20 protein-coding genes are annotated in these 15,799 nt (G+C 72.6%); 14 read left to right on the forward strand and 6 right to left on the reverse strand.

What is annotated here, in order from left to right; all coding sequences use genetic code 11:
• The first annotated feature begins 23 nt into the window (after window positions 1-23).
• The 12 genes from S1361_RS32405 (at window position 24) to S1361_RS32460 (ending at window position 8,270) form a co-directional block, all read left to right on the forward strand.
• Window positions 24-1,871 (forward strand): transketolase, encoded by a 1,848-nt coding sequence (locus S1361_RS32405; RefSeq protein WP_208035425.1) that lies wholly within the window; start codon window positions 24-26, stop codon window positions 1,869-1,871.
• Window positions 1,868-2,803, forward strand: coding sequence for a non-homologous end-joining DNA ligase (ligD, locus tag S1361_RS32410; RefSeq protein WP_208035426.1), 936 nt, complete (start codon window positions 1,868-1,870; stop codon window positions 2,801-2,803). The genes S1361_RS32405 and ligD overlap by 4 nt, the downstream gene beginning before the upstream one ends.
• Before the next feature lie 45 nt (window positions 2,804-2,848).
• Complete coding sequence (locus tag S1361_RS32415; protein ID WP_208035427.1) at window positions 2,849-3,241, forward strand: gas vesicle protein GvpO; 393 nt, start codon at window positions 2,849-2,851, stop codon at window positions 3,239-3,241.
• A gap of 66 nt (window positions 3,242-3,307) precedes the next feature.
• Complete coding sequence (locus S1361_RS32420) at window positions 3,308-3,730, forward strand: gas vesicle structural protein GvpA (protein ID WP_208035428.1); 423 nt, start codon at window positions 3,308-3,310, stop codon at window positions 3,728-3,730.
• On the forward strand, window positions 3,727-4,497 hold the full coding sequence (locus S1361_RS32425) for a GvpL/GvpF family gas vesicle protein (RefSeq protein ID WP_208035429.1): 771 nt from the start codon (window positions 3,727-3,729) through the stop codon (window positions 4,495-4,497). The genes S1361_RS32420 and S1361_RS32425 overlap by 4 nt, the downstream gene beginning before the upstream one ends.
• A 30-nt stretch (window positions 4,498-4,527) precedes the next feature.
• On the forward strand, window positions 4,528-4,785 hold the full coding sequence (locus S1361_RS32430; RefSeq protein ID WP_208035430.1) for a gas vesicle protein GvpG: 258 nt from the start codon (window positions 4,528-4,530) through the stop codon (window positions 4,783-4,785).
• Between the two features lies 1 nt (window position 4,786).
• Window positions 4,787-5,440 (forward strand): DNA primase, encoded by a 654-nt coding sequence (locus S1361_RS32435; protein ID WP_208035431.1) that lies wholly within the window; start codon window positions 4,787-4,789, stop codon window positions 5,438-5,440.
• The gene (locus S1361_RS32440; RefSeq protein ID WP_208035432.1) at window positions 5,437-6,606 is read left to right on the forward strand and encodes an SRPBCC family protein; all 1,170 of its coding nucleotides are present in this window, start codon (window positions 5,437-5,439) and stop codon (window positions 6,604-6,606) included. The genes S1361_RS32435 and S1361_RS32440 overlap by 4 nt, the downstream gene beginning before the upstream one ends.
• Window positions 6,603-6,950, forward strand: a complete 348-nt coding sequence (locus S1361_RS32445) for a gas vesicle protein (RefSeq protein WP_208035433.1) — start codon at window positions 6,603-6,605, stop codon at window positions 6,948-6,950. Before S1361_RS32440 ends, S1361_RS32445 begins: the two co-directional genes overlap by 4 nt.
• On the forward strand, window positions 6,947-7,798 hold the full coding sequence (locus S1361_RS32450) for a GvpL/GvpF family gas vesicle protein (protein ID WP_243769383.1): 852 nt from the start codon (window positions 6,947-6,949) through the stop codon (window positions 7,796-7,798). The genes S1361_RS32445 and S1361_RS32450 overlap by 4 nt, the downstream gene beginning before the upstream one ends.
• Window positions 7,795-7,983: a gas vesicle protein gene (locus S1361_RS32455; protein WP_208035434.1), complete on the forward strand. Its 189-nt coding sequence runs from the start codon at window positions 7,795-7,797 to the stop codon at window positions 7,981-7,983. The genes S1361_RS32450 and S1361_RS32455 overlap by 4 nt, the downstream gene beginning before the upstream one ends.
• Complete coding sequence (locus tag S1361_RS32460) at window positions 7,980-8,270, forward strand: gas vesicle protein K (RefSeq protein ID WP_208035435.1); 291 nt, start codon at window positions 7,980-7,982, stop codon at window positions 8,268-8,270. Before S1361_RS32455 ends, S1361_RS32460 begins: the two co-directional genes overlap by 4 nt.
• Before the next feature lie 61 nt (window positions 8,271-8,331).
• Here S1361_RS32460 and S1361_RS32465 read toward each other — a convergent pair whose 3' ends face one another.
• Entirely contained in the window at window positions 8,332-9,153 is an 822-nt protein-coding gene (locus S1361_RS32465; RefSeq protein ID WP_208035436.1) for a class I SAM-dependent methyltransferase, read from the reverse strand.
• Window positions 9,154-9,297: 144 nt separating this feature from the next.
• A complete protein-coding gene (locus S1361_RS32470; RefSeq protein WP_208035437.1) occupies window positions 9,298-10,794 on the reverse strand; it encodes a bifunctional phosphatase PAP2/diacylglycerol kinase family protein in 1,497 nt (498 codons plus the stop codon).
• A gap of 189 nt (window positions 10,795-10,983) precedes the next feature.
• Here S1361_RS32470 and S1361_RS32475 point away from each other — a divergent pair, with 189 nt between their 5' ends.
• Window positions 10,984-12,603, forward strand: a complete 1,620-nt coding sequence (locus S1361_RS32475; protein ID WP_208035438.1) for an ABC-F family ATP-binding cassette domain-containing protein — start codon at window positions 10,984-10,986, stop codon at window positions 12,601-12,603.
• Between the two features lie 28 nt (window positions 12,604-12,631).
• Here the strand turns inward: S1361_RS32475 and S1361_RS32480 are convergent, their stop codons facing one another.
• Window positions 12,632-13,750, reverse strand: a complete 1,119-nt coding sequence (locus S1361_RS32480) for a baeRF2 domain-containing protein (RefSeq protein ID WP_208035439.1) — start codon at window positions 13,748-13,750, stop codon at window positions 12,632-12,634.
• Between the two features lie 58 nt (window positions 13,751-13,808).
• Here S1361_RS32480 and S1361_RS32485 point away from each other — a divergent pair, with 58 nt between their 5' ends.
• Window positions 13,809-14,096: a DUF6158 family protein gene (locus tag S1361_RS32485; protein ID WP_208035440.1), complete on the forward strand. Its 288-nt coding sequence runs from the start codon at window positions 13,809-13,811 to the stop codon at window positions 14,094-14,096.
• Window positions 14,097-14,163: 67 nt separating this feature from the next.
• Here the strand turns inward: S1361_RS32485 and S1361_RS32490 are convergent, their stop codons facing one another.
• From S1361_RS32490 to S1361_RS32500, 3 genes are read right to left on the reverse strand one after another with little or no spacing between them, the layout of a single operon-like run.
• Complete coding sequence (locus S1361_RS32490; RefSeq protein ID WP_208035441.1) at window positions 14,164-14,706, reverse strand: type 1 glutamine amidotransferase domain-containing protein; 543 nt, start codon at window positions 14,704-14,706, stop codon at window positions 14,164-14,166.
• A gap of 5 nt (window positions 14,707-14,711) precedes the next feature.
• Window positions 14,712-15,365 (reverse strand): diguanylate cyclase, encoded by a 654-nt coding sequence (locus tag S1361_RS32495; protein WP_208035442.1) that lies wholly within the window; start codon window positions 15,363-15,365, stop codon window positions 14,712-14,714.
• Entirely contained in the window at window positions 15,362-15,739 is a 378-nt protein-coding gene (locus S1361_RS32500; protein WP_208035443.1) for a DUF2795 domain-containing protein, read from the reverse strand. Before S1361_RS32500 ends, S1361_RS32495 begins: the two co-directional genes overlap by 4 nt.
• Window positions 15,740-15,799 lie beyond the last annotated feature (60 nt).

Genomic DNA, 15,799 nt, shown 5'->3' on the forward strand with positions numbered 1-15,799 from the left:
GCGCAAGGAGACAGAGGAGACTCATGAACACCGACGAACTCGCCGAACTCGGCCAGCAGTTGCGCGTGGACAGCGTGCGGGCGTCCGCCGCCGCGGGATCCGGGCACCCCACGTCCTCGATGTCCGCCGCCGACCTGCTGGCCGTCCTGCTCGCCCACCACCTCCGCTACGACTTCGAGCGCCCCGACCACCCCGCGAACGACCGCTTCGTGCTGTCCAAGGGACACGCCTCGCCACTGCTGTACGCCGCGTACAAGGCGGCCGGCGCGATCGAGGACGGCGAGCTGGTCACCTTCCGCAAGATCGGCAGCCGGCTGGAGGGCCACCCGACGCCCCGCCGCCTGCCGTGGGTGGAGACGGCCACCGGCTCCCTCGGCCAGGGCCTGCCCGTCGGCGTCGGCATCGCCCTGGCCGGGAAGCGGCTGGACCGCACCGGCTACCGGGTGTGGGTGCTGTGCGGCGACAGCGAGCTGGCCGAGGGCTCGGTGTGGGAGGCCGCCGAACACGCCGGCTACGAGAACCTGGACAACCTGATCGCCATCGTGGACGTCAACCGGCTCGGCCAGCGCGGCCCCACCCGGCACGGCCACGACCTGGACGCCTACGCCCGCCGCTTCCAGGCCTTCGACTGGCACACCATCGAGATCGACGGCCATGACGTCGACGCGATCGACCGGGCCTACGGCGAGGCGCTGTCCACCAGCGGGCAGCCCACCGTGATCCTCGCCCGCACCCTGAAGGGCAGGGGCGTCGCCGCCGTCGAGGACCGCGAGGGCCTGCACGGCAAGCCGCTGCCCGAGGCGGAGGAGGCCATCGCCGAACTCGGCGGGCAGCGCGAGCTGCACGTCCGGGTGTCCGAGCCGCAGGCCGCCGCGGCGCTGCGCTCGCTGACCACCGAGCCCGTCCGGCTGCCCCGCTACGAGCGGGGCGACGAGGTCGCCACGCGGGACGCCTTCGGCACGGCCCTCGCCGCGCTCGGCACCGCCCGCGGCGACGTCGTCGCCCTGGACGGCGAGGTCGGCGACTCCACCCGTACCGAGGAGTTCGCCAAGGAGCACCCCGACCGGTTCTTCGAGTGCTACATCGCCGAGCAGCAGCTCGTCGCCACGGCCGTCGGCATGGCCGCGCGCGGCTGGGTGCCGTACGCCTCCACGTTCGCGGCATTCCTCAGCCGCGCCCACGACTTCGTGCGCATGGCGTCCATCAGCGGGTCCGGGCTCAACCTGGTCGGCTCGCACGCCGGTGTCGCCATCGGGCAGGACGGGCCCTCCCAGATGGGCCTGGAGGATTTGGCGATGTTCCGGTCCGTGTACGGCTCGACGGTGCTGTACCCGTGCGACGCCAACCAGACCGCACGGCTGGTCGCCACCATGGCCGGCCTCGACGGCATCCGCTACCTGCGCACCTCCCGCGGAAAGACCCCGGTGATCTACGGCCCCGACGAGGAGTTCCCGGTCGGCGGCAGCAAGACGCTGCGGGCCGGCGAGGACGACCGGCTGACCGTCGTGGCCGCCGGGGCCACCGTGCCCGAGGCGCTGGCCGCCGCCGACCGGCTCGCCGCGGACGGCATCCAGGTGCGGGTGATCGACCTGTACTCGGTCAAGCCCGTCGACGCCGCGACCCTGCACCGGGCGGCCGAGGAGACCGGCTGCCTGCTCACGGTGGAGGACCACCACCCGGAGGGCGGCATCGGGGACGCCGTCGCCGAGGCGTTCGGGGACGGCCGGCCGGTGCCCCGCCTGGTCCGGCTCGCGGTGCGCACCATGCCGGGCTCGGCCGCGCCCGACGAGCAGCTGCACGCGGCCGGCATCGACGCCACGGGCATCGCGGCGGCCGCCAGGATGCTGGTCGAGGAGGCGGTCGTGCGATGAGCCCCGGCGACGCCCGGACCCTGCGGGCGGGCCGCCGCACCGTGGAGATACGGCGGCCGGGGAAGGTGCTCTTCCCCGGCGGCGGGGGCACGAAGGAGTACACCAAGGGCGACCTCGCCGACTACTACCGGTCCGTCGCGCCGTATCTGCTGCCGCACCTGCGCGGCCGCCCGCTGACGCTGGAACGCTGTCCGGACGGCCTGGAGGGCCAGCGGTTCCTGCAGAAGAACACCCCGGAGCACTACCCGGAGTGGATCACCCGTGTCGAGGTCGCCAAGGAGGGCGGCACGGTCACCCACGTCGTGTGCGACGACACCGCCACCCTCCTCTACCTCGCCGACCAGGCCTGCGTCACCCTGCACCGCTGGCTCTCCCGGACCGACCGGGCCGGCGGCCCCGACCACCCCGACCGGCTGGTCTTCGACCTCGATCCGGACGGTGACGACTTCGCCACCGTCCGGGACGCGGCCCACTGGATGCGTGAGCTGCTGGACGAGCTGGGCCTGCCCGCGGCGCCCATGACCACCGGCTCGCGCGGCCTGCACCTCGTCGTCCCGCTGGACGGCCGCCACGACTTCGACGAGGTGCGGCGGTTCGCCCACGACGTCGCCGAGCTGGCCGCCGCCCGGCACCCCGACCGGCTCACCACCGCGGCCCGCAAGCAGGACCGTGCGGACCGCCTCTACCTGGATGTGCAGCGCAACGGCTACGCCCAGACCGCCGTCACCCCCTACAGCCTCCGCGCCCGCCCAGGCGCCCCGGTCGCCGTGCCCCTAGCCTGGAAGCAGGTGGACGATCCAGCGCTGGACGCCCGCCGGTGGAGCATCGCCGACGCCGTCGACCAGGCCCGGACGGAGCCGTGGGGCGACCTGCCCCACCGTGGCCGCTCGCTGGATCCGGCCCGGCGCCGTCTCGATGACATGCGCTCCTGAGGTTTGGCCAAGAGAGGAACGGCCACACGCAGGGGAGAGGTGGCCATGTCGAACACAAACAACACTTCAGACTCACAGAGTTCACAGGAAGCACAGGACTCTCAGCACTCTCAGCACTCCGACGACACGCACGAGACGCAGGGCGGCACCCGCCGCAAGGAGAACAGCCGGCGACCGACCCCCATGGAGGTGCTGCGCCAGGCGCGCGGCCAGCTCGCCGAGCTCACCGGACTCGCTCCCGAGTCCGTGTCCTCCTTCGAGGAGACCGAGGACGGCTGGTCCCTTGAGGTCGAGGTCCTGGAACTCGCCCGGGTCCCGGACACGATGAGCCTGATGGCGAGCTACCAGGTCGAGCTGGACCCGGAGGGCCAGCTGACCGGGTACCGGCGTGTCCGCCGCTACGAACGCGGCAGGGCCGACGCGCGCGGTGGCCGCTGAGCCACGGCGCGTGCTCCCCGCCCGCGCAGACCGTGCACCCACTACGCAGGAGGAGGAATCGCCGGCATGACTGTAGTTCCGGCACAGCAGACCGGAGGCGGAGGCGGCAGCAGCGGCCTCTACGACGTACTCGAGCTGGTCCTGGACCGAGGACTGGTGATCGACGCGTTCGTCCGCGTCTCCCTGGTCGGCATCGAGATCCTGAAGATCGATGTCCGGGTCGTCGTGGCCAGCGTCGACACCTACCTGCGCTTCGCCGAGGCGTGCAACCGCCTGGACCTGGAGGCGGGCCCGCGCAAGAGCCCGGGCCTTCCCGAGATCGTGGGCGAGGTCACCGAGTCCGGTGCCCGCGGCAAGTCCAAGGGCGCGCTGTCCGGCGCCGCGCAGACCATATCCGACGCCTTCAACCAGGCTCGTCAGGAAGGGGAGACCGAGTCCAGGCCGCGTACGCGGAAGGCTCCGGCGCGTCGTAAGGAGGAGCAGGAGTGAGCACCTACGTCTACGGGATCACCGCCCGGTCCCACCCTGCGCTGCCCGAGGGCATGACCGGGGTGGGCGAGCCGCCGCGCACCGTCCGTGTGCTCACCGCGGGTGAACTGGCCGCTGTCGTCAGTGACGCGCCCGAGGACCTGCGCCCCAAGCGCCGGGACCTGCTCGCGCACCAGAACGTGCTCGCCGAGGCGGGCGCGGGCGGCTGCGTGCTGCCGATGCGGTTCGGCAGCGTCGCCGACGACGACGACACCGTGACCCGGGTGCTCACCGATCGGGCCGAGCACTACCTGGAGCGGCTGCGCGAGCTGGACGGCAAGGTCGAGTACAACGTCAAGGCCACGCACGTCGAGGAGGCCGTCCTGCACCGCGTGATGGCCGAGAACGCGGACGTCCGCGCCCTCGCCGAGGCCAACCGCAAGGCCGGCGGTGGCGGCTACGACGACAAGATCCGCCTCGGCGAGATGGTCGCCGCCGCAGTCAAGGCCAAGGAGACCGAGGACGCGCAGGAGGTGCAGGGACTGCTCGCACCGGTCGCTTCCGCCGTCAGCGTGGGGCCCGAGTCCACCGGCTGGCTGCTGAACGTGTCGTTCCTGGTCGACCGGGGCTCGGCCGAGGACTTCCTCGCCACCGTGGAGCAGGTCCGCAAGAGCCACGCCCATCTGGACCTGAGGGTCAACGGGCCGCTGCCGCCGTACAGCTTCGTCGAGCCCGGCCCGGGGCAGCCCGCCGGCAGCACGGCCGGCGCGGGCGCCGGCGCGCAGTAGCGCTCCCGGCCCGGCGGAAAGGAGAACACCGTGGGACTGATCGGCGAAGTGCTGATGCTGCCGTTCGCACCCGTGCGCGGCAGCGCGTGGGCCGTCAGGCAGGTGCTCCGTGAGGCGGAGCGGATCTACTACGACCCCGCCACCGTACGGGCCGAACTCGCCCGCCTGGAAGAGCAGTTGGAGGCGGGCGAGATCACCGCTGAGGAGTTCGACCAGCGCGAGGACGAACTTCTCGACCGGCTGGAGACCGCTACGCGCTCCGGCGACACCACAGGCAACGGGACGTGACATGAACCGAACCGCACTGGGCCTCGCCGTAGGGGCCGGATACCTGCTCGGACGCACCAAGAAGCTCAAAATGGCCCTCGCGGTCGGCTCCCTGGTGGCGGGCAAGAAGCTGAACCTCAGCCCGCGGATGGTCGCGGACCTGGTGAACCAGCAGCTGAAGAACAACCCGCAGTTCAAGGAGATCGGCGACCAGCTGCGCCAGGACCTGCGAGGCGTCGGCAAGGCCGCTTCCGGCGCAGTCGCCGAGCGGCAGATCAACGCGCTCGCCGACCGGCTGCACGGTCGTACGGCGCAGGTCCGCGATCAGCTGTCCGGCGTCGCGCCGTCCTCGTCCGGCGAGGAGCCGGACGAGGAGGACGGCGAGGAGGGACGCGAGCAGGGCGGCCGTCAGGAGTCCGCCGACGACCGCGACGAGGACCAGAGCGGGCAGGCGTCCCGCGACGGGGAGTCGCGTGACGGGGAACCGGCCCGGAAGGCTCCGGCGAAGAAGACGGCGGGCAAGAAGTCCGCGGCCAGGAAGACGGCTCCCGCGAAGAAGACGGCGGCCAAGAAGGCGAGCGCGGCCCGCAGGACGGCCGCGAAGAAGACGGCTTCGGCCGGGGACGCGGCCTCAGGGGCCGCCTCCCGGCGGTCGAAAGGCGGCGATGACCGATGACCGACACCCTCGGATCCGCCACCTCGGCGGCCGGCAAGGCCACGGGGGCCGCCACGGGCGGCCCGCTGAGCGGTCTCGCGCACAGTGAGGCGGCCGACCGGCTGAAGGAGGAAGTGCAGGAGTACCTGTCCGCGCAGGCCCAGCGCATGCTGACGGGCCTCGGCCGCAAGCTCGGCGAGACCACCGTCAAGCTCAACGACATCGCCGAGGGCAACAGCCCGGGCTTCGCGAAGATGGCGCTGGAGGGCGGGCGCAAGCTCGCCGAGGGCAAGGGCCCGGTGCGCTCCGCCGTGGAGCTGGGCGCCTCCCGCGCCAAGGAGAACGTGATGGGCGCGCTGAAGAGCCTCGGGGGCGGCAAGGGCAAGAAGGGCGGCGCGGGCAAGAAGCCCACCGTCATCATGGAGTCCGTCGACGTCGGCGTACCGCTGCGCACGGCCTACGACCAGTGGACCCAGTACCAGTCCTTCTCCACCTTCGCCAAGGGCGTCAAGAGCGCGAACCGCGACGACGACACCCACTCCGACTGGCAGGCGAAGATCTTCTGGTCCAGCCGGAGCTGGAAGGCGAAGACGACCGAGCAGATCCCCGACTACCGCATCCAGTGGACCTCGGAGGGCGCCAAGGGCACCACCAAGGGCGTGGTCTCCTTCCACCGGCTGGAGGAGAACCTCACCCGGGTCCTGCTCGTCATGGAGTACTACCCGACCGGCCTGTTCGAGAAGACCGGCAACATCTGGCGCGCCCAGGGCCGCCGGGCCCGGCTGGACCTGAAGAACTTCGCCCGCTTCATCACCCTCAAGGGAGAGGCGGAGGACAGCTGGCGCGGCGAGATCCGCGACGGCGAGGTGGTCCGCAGCCACGAGGACGCCCTCGCGGAGGAGGAGTCGGAGGAAGAGCGGCCGGAGGAGGAGCAGCCGGAGGAAGAGGGGCCGGAGGAGGAGCAGCCCGAGGAGGAAGAGGAAACCGAAGGGGAAGAAGAAGAGGAAGAGGAGCCCTACGAGGGCGAGTACGAGGAGGGGGAGGAAGGGCAGTACGAGGACGAGGAGGAAGGTGAGGAAGGGGGCGAGTACGAGGGCGAGTACGAGGACGAAGCGGAACCCGAGGAAGAGCCCGAGGAAGAAGAGGAAGAGGAACCCGAGTACGCAGAGCGCGGGGGCCGTCGATGACGAGCCGCTTCCCCGAAGGCGGCCGGTTCCCCGAGCCCTACGGCCAGGGCTCGGGGGCGAACCTCGCCGACATCCTGGAGCGCGTGCTCGACAAGGGTGTCGTCATCGCGGGTGACATCAGGATCAACCTGCTCGACATCGAACTGCTCACCATCAAGCTGCGGCTCATCGTCGCCTCGGTCGACAAGGCCAAGGAGATGGGGATCGACTGGTGGGAGACCGATCCGGCGCTCTCCTCCCGGGCCCGCCGGGACGAGCTGACCCGGGAGAACACCGAGCTGCGCGAACGGCTCGCCCGGCTGGAGGAACTCGAGTCGGGCCACGCCCCGAGGGAGGCACCATGATCGGACTGCGGTACGTGTACGCCGTCTGCCGCCCCTTCGGGACGCCCCTGCAGGCCGAGCTGACCGGCGTCGCGGGCGCCCCGCCGGGGCTGCTGCACCACCACGGGCTGGTCGCGGTGGTCAGTACGGTCCCGGAGGCGGACTTCTGCGAGGACGCTCTGAAGGCCCACCTGGAGGACCTGGACTGGCTGGCCGCGACCGCCCGCGCGCACCAGGGGGTGGTCGACGCGCTCACCACGGTCACCACCCCGCTGCCGCTGCGGCTCGCGACCGTCTTCCGCGACGACAGCGCCGTACGCATGATGATCGAGTCCCGCGAGGACGACTTCCGGCGGCTGCTCGACCGGCTGCACGGCCGCGTGGAGTGGGGCGTGAAGGTGTACCTGGAGCCCGAGCCCGCCGAGCCCGTGGCCGCAGTGGCGCGGCCCGCCAGCGGGCGGGACTATCTGCGCAGCCGGCGCCGGCACAGTCACGAGCAGGAGGAGAGGTGGCAACGGGCCGAGCGGTTCGCCCACTCCCTGCACGAGCGCCTCGCCGAGCGTGCCGAGGAGTTCCGGATGCACCGCCCGCAGAACTCCGCGCTCTCCGGAACGCCGGGCCAGAACGTGCTCAACGCGGCCTATCTCGTGCCCCGGGCGCATTCCGAGGAGTTCGTGGAACTCGTGGACCGTACGAAGGACGAGGCCCCCGGAATGCGGGTGGAACTCACCGGACCCTGGGCGGCGTACTCGTTTTCCGGTGAGGAAACCGGAAGCCGGCCCGGAACACAGTCCGGCACGAAACCCGGCGCAGGGGCCGGAACGGAATCCGGAGCCGGGTTCGGAGCGGAAGCGGGGGAGGGCCGGTGACCGTCGTCGAGCGCCGTGAGATCGCCCTGGTGGACCTGCTGGACCGGCTGCTGGCCGGCGGTGTCGTCCTCACCGGCGACATCACGCTGCGCATCGCGGACGTCGACCTCGTCCGGATCGATCTGAACGCCCTGATCAGCTCCGTGAACGAGCAGGTACCGTCGCCCTTCGAGGAGCTCCTATGACCACCCGGGCCCGGCGCAACCGGCTCGACCTGGAACCCGACACCGTCGAACGCGACCTGGTGAAGCTCGTGCTCACGGTGGTGGAGCTGCTGCGTCAGCTGATGGAACGGCAGGCCGTGCGGCGTTTCGACACCGGCGAGCTGACCGAGGAGCAGGAGGAGCGGATCGGACTCACGCTGATGCTGCTGGAGGACCGGATGGCCGAGCTGCGGGAGCGCTACGGCCTGCGACCCGAGGACCTCAACCTGGACCTCGGGCCGCTGGGACCGCTGCTGCCCCGCGAGTGAGACGCCGGGCCCGGTGACACACCGGGCCCGCTCACCACTCGTACGGCGGCCGCAGCACCGGTCAGGCTTCCTTGCGGCACAGAATCTCTCCGTGCAGCACCGCGAACCAGCCGTCCTCCTGCCGTCCCCACTCCCGCCAGGCCTCCGCCACCGCCCGCAGCTGCTCCGCCGTCGCGTGACCGCCCTCGCCGGCCCGGTGGGCGTAGTCGGAGGCGACCGTGCGGTCGGCCCACAGGCCGCTCCACCAGGCCCGCTCCTCGGGGGTGGCGAACGTCCAGGTGCTGGAGGTGGCCGTGACGTCCTCGAGGCCGGCCTGCCGCGCCCACGCCGTCAGCCGGCGCCCGGCGTCGGGCTCGCCGCCGTTGGCGCGGGCCACCCGCTCGTACAGGTCCAGCCAGTCGTCCAGGCCGGGCACCGCCGGGTACCAGGTCATCGCCGCGTAGTCGGCGTCCCGTACGGCGATGAACCCGCCCGGCTTCGTCACCCGGTGCATCTCGCGCAGCGCCCGCACCGGGTCGCCGACGTGCTGGAGCACCTGGTGGGCGTGGACCACGCAGAAGGTGTCGTCCGGGTGGTCCAGGGCGTGCACGTCGGCCACCGCGAAGTCCACGTTCGTCAGCCCCCGGGCGGCGGCGGTGGCCCGGGCCTGCTCCAGGACGCCGGGCGCCCGGTCGACGCCGGTGACCCGGCCGCCGGGGACCCGTTGCGCCAGGTCGGCGGTGATGGTGCCGGGCCCGCAGCCGATGTCCAGGATCCGCATGTCGGGCTTGAGCACACCGAGCAGATAGGCAGCGGAGTTGGCGGCGGTCCGCCAGGTGTGCGAACGCAGCACCGACTCGTGGTGCCCGTGCGTGTAGACGGCGGTCTCCTGCGCTTTCGGCATGGCTCTACCCCTTCACCCTGGTCAGGCGGACCGGCCGGACCGTCCGTCCGCCGGTACGCCTTCACCGTACGCGCGCATGCCGCATGTTGAGACCCGCGTTTCGCCATCTGGACTGACGCGTATTCAGGCTCATCTGACTGATCGTCAGAAACCCGTCTCAAGAGGGCGGTAGACCGTCAGCGCCTCCGGCAGCTTCTCCAGCGTCATGTCGCCCGACACCGTCGTGACCTCACCGTCGTATGCCAGCGGGGTGTCCGGTTCGATGCCGGTCAGCCGTAGCCGGTTCACCTGTACCGCCGCGTGCGCGGGCGACCGGGTCAGCGGGCCGGCGGCGGCCGCCGCGAGCAGCCGCAGCGCGGGCCTGCGGCTGCCGTGCACCACCCGCACGTCCAGCAGGCCGTCCGCCAGATCGGTCCGGCGGCCCGGTGCGAGTCCCATGCGGTGGTAGACGCCGTTGCCGACGAACAGCAACCACAGCGGACGCCGTTCACCGCCCACCTCCACCTCCAGCGGATGCCGGTCGGCGCGCAGCACGCGCAGTGCGCCGAGCACCCCGGCCGGCCAGCCGCCGATCCGGTGCGACCAGCGGTCCCGCGCCCGGACCAGTTCCGGGTACACCCCCAGGCTGAGCGTGTTGAGGAACAGGCCCTCGGTGTCCCGGGTGGCGAACCGCCCCGCGTCCACCCGGACGGCCTCACCGTGCCGGATCGCCCGGGCCAGCTGGCGTTCGTCCTCCACGCCCAGGTCGTAGGCGAAGTGGTTGAGGGTGCCGCCCGGCAGCACCGCGAGCGGCAGGCCGTGCCGCAGCGCGACCCGGGCGGCCGCGTTCACCGTGCCGTCGCCGCCGCACACCCCGAGCACCTGTGCCCGGGCCGCCGCCTTCGCCAGCTCGTCCCCGACCTCCTCCGGAGCGCACTCCACGATCTCCGCCCTCGGCAGCGCGTCCTGCAGCGCCCGCACCCGCTCCGAGGTCCCCGACGAGCGGTTGGCGACCACCACCAGGCCGTCGCCCTCGGGCAGCGCGGGCGCCTCGGTCCGCGGCCGGGCGGGCCTGCGCAGCTGGGCGCGGGTCGGCACCAGGCGCCGTACCAGGAACGCGGCGCCCGCGCCGAACGCCGCCCCGGCCAGCACATCGCTCGGAAAGTGCACGCCCGTGTACACCCGGGACATCGCCACGGAGAACGCCACCGGCGCCACCGCCGCACCCCACGCCGGCGACTCCAGTGCCACCCCGGTCGCGAAGGCCGCCGCGGACGCCGCGTGCCCGGACGGGAACGACGTGGTGATCGGCTGCCGCTTCAGCTGCCGCACCAGCGGCACCGGGTCCAGCACGGGCCGGGCCCGGCGCACCGAGCGTTTGCCGAGCGTGTTGATGGTCAGCGAGGCCAGGCCGAGCGAGGCCAGTCCCCGGGCCGCCGCCCGGCGGGCGCGGGGGGTGCGGCTGGCGGCCAGCGCGGCGGCTGTCGCGAACCACAGCACTCCGTGGTTGGCGCTGCGGCTCAGGCGGGGCAGGACGCGCTCGGCGCCGGGCCAGTGCCAGTCGGCGGCGGCCTCGAACAGCCGGCCGTCGAGGTCGAGCAGTGTGCGCAGCGGGGTCCGGGCGGCGGTCGCGGCCCCGGTCAGGTCCAGGTCTGGGCTCATGGGATCCGCCTACCCTGAAGCGCCCCTTCCTTGTCTGTCTGCGCAGCGCCTGCCGCCCGGTGCGGAGGGGGATCCGGACACGTCCGCTCCTCGCCCGGCGGTGGAGGCGCCGGACACGGCCGGGGTGATGCGCCCGCCCCCGGATATGCGTTTGCTCCCGACCCCTCCCGCCTCGCAGAATGCCTCCTCATGGGACATCTGGAAGCCGCTCACCTGGAGTACCACCTCCCCGACGGGAGGGCGCTCGTCGGCGATGTGTCCTTCCGGGTCGGCGAAGGCGCCGCCGTCGCGCTGGTCGGCCCGAACGGCGCCGGCAAGACCACCCTGCTGCGGCTGATCTCCGGCGAGCTGAAACCGCACGGCGGCAGCGTCACGGTCGGCGGCGGCCTCGGTGTGATGCGCCAGTTCGTCGGCTCCGTACGGGACGAGACGACCGTACGGGACCTGCTCGTCTCCGTCGCCCCGCCCCGCATCCGGGAGGCCGCGCAGGCCGTCGACCGGGCCGAGCACGCACTCATGACCGTCGACGACGAGGCCGCCCAGCTCGCGTACGCACAGGCCCTCGCCGACTGGGCGGAGGCCCGCGGTTACGAGGCCGAGACCCTGTGGGACATGTGCACCACCGCCGCGCTCGGCGTCCCCTACGAGCGCGCCCAGTGGCGGCAGGTGCGCACCCTCTCCGGCGGCGAGCAGAAACGGCTCGTGCTGGAGGCGCTGCTGCGCGGCACCGACGAGGTGCTGCTGCTGGACGAGCCCGACAACTACCTCGACGTGCCCGGCAAGCGGTGGCTGGAGGAGCAGCTCCGCGAGACCCGCAAGACCGTCCTGTTCGTCTCCCACGACCGCGAACTCCTCGCCCGCGCCGCCGAGAAGATCGTCTCCGTCGAACCGGGGCCGGCCGGCGCCGACGCCTGGGTGCACGGCGGCGGCTTCGCCACCTACCACCAGGCCCGCCGCGAACGCTTCGCCCGCTTCGAGGAGCTGCGCCGCCGCTGGGACGAGAAGCACGCCCAGCTGAAGAAGCTCGTCCTGAACCTCCGTCAGGCCGCGTCCGTCAGCCATGAGATGGCCTCCCGCTACCAGGCCGCGCAGACCCGCCTGCGCAAGTTCGAGGAGGCCGGCCCGCCGCCGGAGCCGCCGCGCGAACAGGACATCACCATGCGCCTGAAGGGCGGCCGTACCGGCGTGCGGGCCGTCACCTGCACGGCACTGGAGCTGACCGGCCTGATGAAGCCGTTCGACCTGGAGGTCTTCTACGGCGAACGGGTCGCCGTCCTCGGCTCCAACGGCTCGGGCAAGTCGCACTTCCTGCGCCTGCTCGCCGGCGAGGACGTCGCGCACACCGGGGAGTGGAAGCTGGGTGCCCGGGTGGTCCCCGGACACTTCGCGCAGACCCACGCCCACCCCGAACTCCAGGGCCGCACCCTCCTCGACATCCTGTGGAAGGAGCACGCCCAGGACCGGGGCGCGGCCATGTCCCGGCTGCGCCGCTACGAACTCACCCAGCAGGCCGAACAGGCCTTCGACCGGCTCTCCGGCGGACAGCAGGCCCGCTTCCAGATCCTGCTGCTTGAGCTGGCCGGCGCCACCGCGCTGCTGCTGGACGAGCCCACCGACAACCTCGACCTGGAGTCCGCCGAGGCCCTCCAGGAAGGCCTGGAGGCCTTCGACGGCACGGTCCTCGCCGTCACCCACGACCGCTGGTTCGCCCGCTCCTTCGACCGCTTCCTGGTCTTCGGCAGCGACGGCCGGGTCCGCGAGACCCCGGAACCGGTGTGGGACGAACGCCGGGTGGAGCGGGCCCGGTAGCGCGGACCCGCCCACCGCGCCGCGGCCGTCATTTCCAGCGCAGCAGGGCGCCCAGGCCGCCCGCCGTAATGTCGTCGCCGGTGTCCTGGAGCACCGGGGTCAGCGACACGACCGGGGCGTCCGTCACCACGGCCGCCCGGACCAGCGCGTCGTCGGCGCGGGCCGGCCACGCCTGCTGCTCGCCGATCTTCCCCAGCTCCCTGCGGCGCGCCGCCAGCTGGTCCGGGTCCTCGCCGATCCACACCTCGCGGTGCGTGTCCGGCCCGTCCGGGCGGATCAGCAGCTCGGCCAGCCGGTGCTCGCGGGCCGCCCCGACCAGCTGCGGCACGCCCTCGACGGCCGCCGTCCGCTGCTCCTCGTCCGGTGTCCGCGCGGCCCGGTAGCGGTCCACCTCGGCCAGGATCCGCTCCCGCACGTGCCGGGCCCGGATGTCCTCCACCTCCTCGGGCAGCAGCCTGCCGCCGACACCGTGCGCGGCCTCCACCGCCCGGTCCCGCACCTGCTGCGGCAACTGCTCGCGCACCGACCGGCACTCGCGTTCCTGCCCGCACAGGATCAGCAGGTCGGCCCCGGTCCGGGCCTGGCGGTCCGTGAGCGCCGCGGCGATCTCCCGCGCGTTGTGCTCCCAGGTGCTCTCCACCTTCAGCTGGAAGTGCCGCTCGGACCAGTCGGACGTCTTCGCCCGGTGCACCGGCCACTGCCGACTGCCCGTGACGTGCCCGGCGTCCTCCCGCAGCACCGCGCCGCGCAGCTCGAAGTCGGCACCGGTGCGGTCGATGTACGCCACCAGCGACACCGGGTCCTCACCGGCCAGGTCCAGCAGCGGCGTGACGTGCGGCAGCGTGCCCCAGTGCACCAGCCCGTCCGGCGGCGCCTGCGTCAGCGGCACCTGGAGCACCACCTTCCCGTCCCGTGCGAACACGGCCCGGCCGTACGGCTCGGCGGCGTGCCGCAGCGCCTCCACGGCCTCGTACACCGCCCGGCAGGTCGCCTCGTCGGCGCCCTGCTCCCGCAGCCGCCGGGACACCGCCTCCGCCGTCAGATGCCGCCGGTGGTCCATGTCCTCGTCGGGCCGCGACAGGTCGACGTATGCGGAGGCCCAGGCCCCCGGATGTTCGTACAGTGGATTCAGGAACGACAGCTCCATGGAACTCCTCCCGGAAAATACTCGGGGGCAGTGCGTGCCGGGCGGGTACCCGAAGCCCATGAACGAACAAGACGAGCGGGGCAGCACCATGACCGGAGTCGACCCCAGCCGGCTGGACGACCAGCAGCTCATGAAGGAGCTGGAGACCATCCACCGCACGCGCCACGACACACTCCTGTACGGCTCCAACGACGCGCTGCGGGCCCACAACGAGCGCATGGCACAGCTGGAGGGCGAGTATCTGCGCCGCAACCCCCGCCGCCTGGTGAGCGCCGCCCGCACCCGCGAGGGCGCCCGCGAACGCAGCTGCGGCGAGGCGGCGACTCCGGGCACCCCCGGCACCTGACCGGCACCCCCACCCCACGCGAAAGGGCCGGCCCGTGACGGGCCGGCCCGGCACACCCCGGCGGGCGTCAGCCGGCCTCGCCGGCGAACACGTGCACGAACGCGTCGCAGAACGCCTTCAGATCGTCCGGCTTGCGGCTGGTCACCAACTGGTTGGAGCCGTGGTCACAGATCTTCACCTGCTCGTCCACCCACGTGCCGCCGGCATTGCGGATGTCCGTCCGCAGGCTCGGCCACGACGTCAGCACCCGGCCGCGTACGACGTCCGCCTCCACCAGCGTCCACGGAGCGTGGCAGATCGCGGCCACCGGACGGCCCTGCTCGAAGAAGTCCCGCACGAACGCGACGGCCTTCTCGTCCATCCGCAGGAAGTCCGGGTTCGCGACCCCGCCCGGCAGCACGAGCCCACCGAAGGACCCGGCCGACGCCTCGGCGACCACCTCGTCCACCGGGAACGTGTCCGCCTTGTCCAGATGGTTGAACGCCTGGATCTTCCCGGACTCGGTCGACACCAGCACCGGTTCGTGCCCGGCGTCCGAAGCCGCCTTCCACGGCTCGGTCAGTTCGACCTGCTCGACGCCCTCGGGTGCCACCAGAAACGCGATACGCATGATCCTCAGCTTCCCTTCAATTTCCGCAGTGCCGTCCGGTGGGCCCGGGCGCGCCGCTTCCGCGCCCGCGCCGCCCGCCGGCACCGCACCAGTTCCTCGCCGTACGGCAGCAGCACACACGCGCCGATCGCGACACCGATGGCCGCCAGGTAGCCCGGCGACAGCGGGCGCCGGCGCGGCACCAGACGCCACGCGTCCGGATCTCCGCGCCCGCCCCGCAGCAGCGAACGCACCTGGTCGGCGTGCAGGCACATCAGAGACGCCAGCCCGCCGAACGGCAGCGACTCCAGGAAACTGTGGATGTGCTGCTCGATCGGCTTGACCTCCCGGTCACTGCGCACGGCCGTCCGCACGTCCCACAGCGCCGTCGCCTCGTGCACCGCCGCCGCGCCGAGCTGCACCGACAGCAGCAGCGGATTCACCTCGTACCTCAGGGTGAGCGCGATCGGCGCACCCACCTCGGCCATCATCAGCGCGTGGATCAGGGACTCCCTCGTCCCCGCCGTGTCCTCGATCCGGGTGCGCCGGTGCATCGCCCAGTCGGCGAGCCCCGGCACGAACCATCCGGGCAGCAGCCCGTACAGCAGAAACCGCGTGGTCGCATCCCCCACGTCGACCGTGGTGTCCCGCGCGATCTCCGCCGCCTGACCGCCGCTCACGCGCCGCCCGCCAGCGCTTCGGCGAGCTGCTGCACGTTCTGGTACTGGTCCCCGTGCCGCAGCCCGGCCACCGCGTCGACCAGCCCGCCGGGCGCGTTGCTGCGGCGCAGCGCCCTGGCCAGCTCGCCCGGCTTCGCGGGGAAGGCGTGCCGGCTCAGGTGCCGGGCCAGCTCCAGCCGGGTCCGCTCCAGCGACGCCGGAGACCCCAGACCGCCCACCGGGCCGCTCCAGACCTCCGGGTCGTCGTCCGCGGCCGGCTCCGGGTCGTGCCACTCCTCCACACGCGTGGGATGGCCGGACCGGAGCAGACCCTGCAGTTCGTGTTTCATCTCGTCGTCCCTGTGGACGCTCAGCCGGTCACTGCCTCGCTGCATGTTTCCCTCCAGAGGGTCGAAGGTCCGCACCGCGTACCCGGTGCCGCGCGTCCGACACGG

It is taken from the genome of Streptomyces cyanogenus (genome assembly GCF_017526105.1).
Classification (GTDB): domain Bacteria; phylum Actinomycetota; class Actinomycetes; order Streptomycetales; family Streptomycetaceae; genus Streptomyces; species Streptomyces cyanogenus.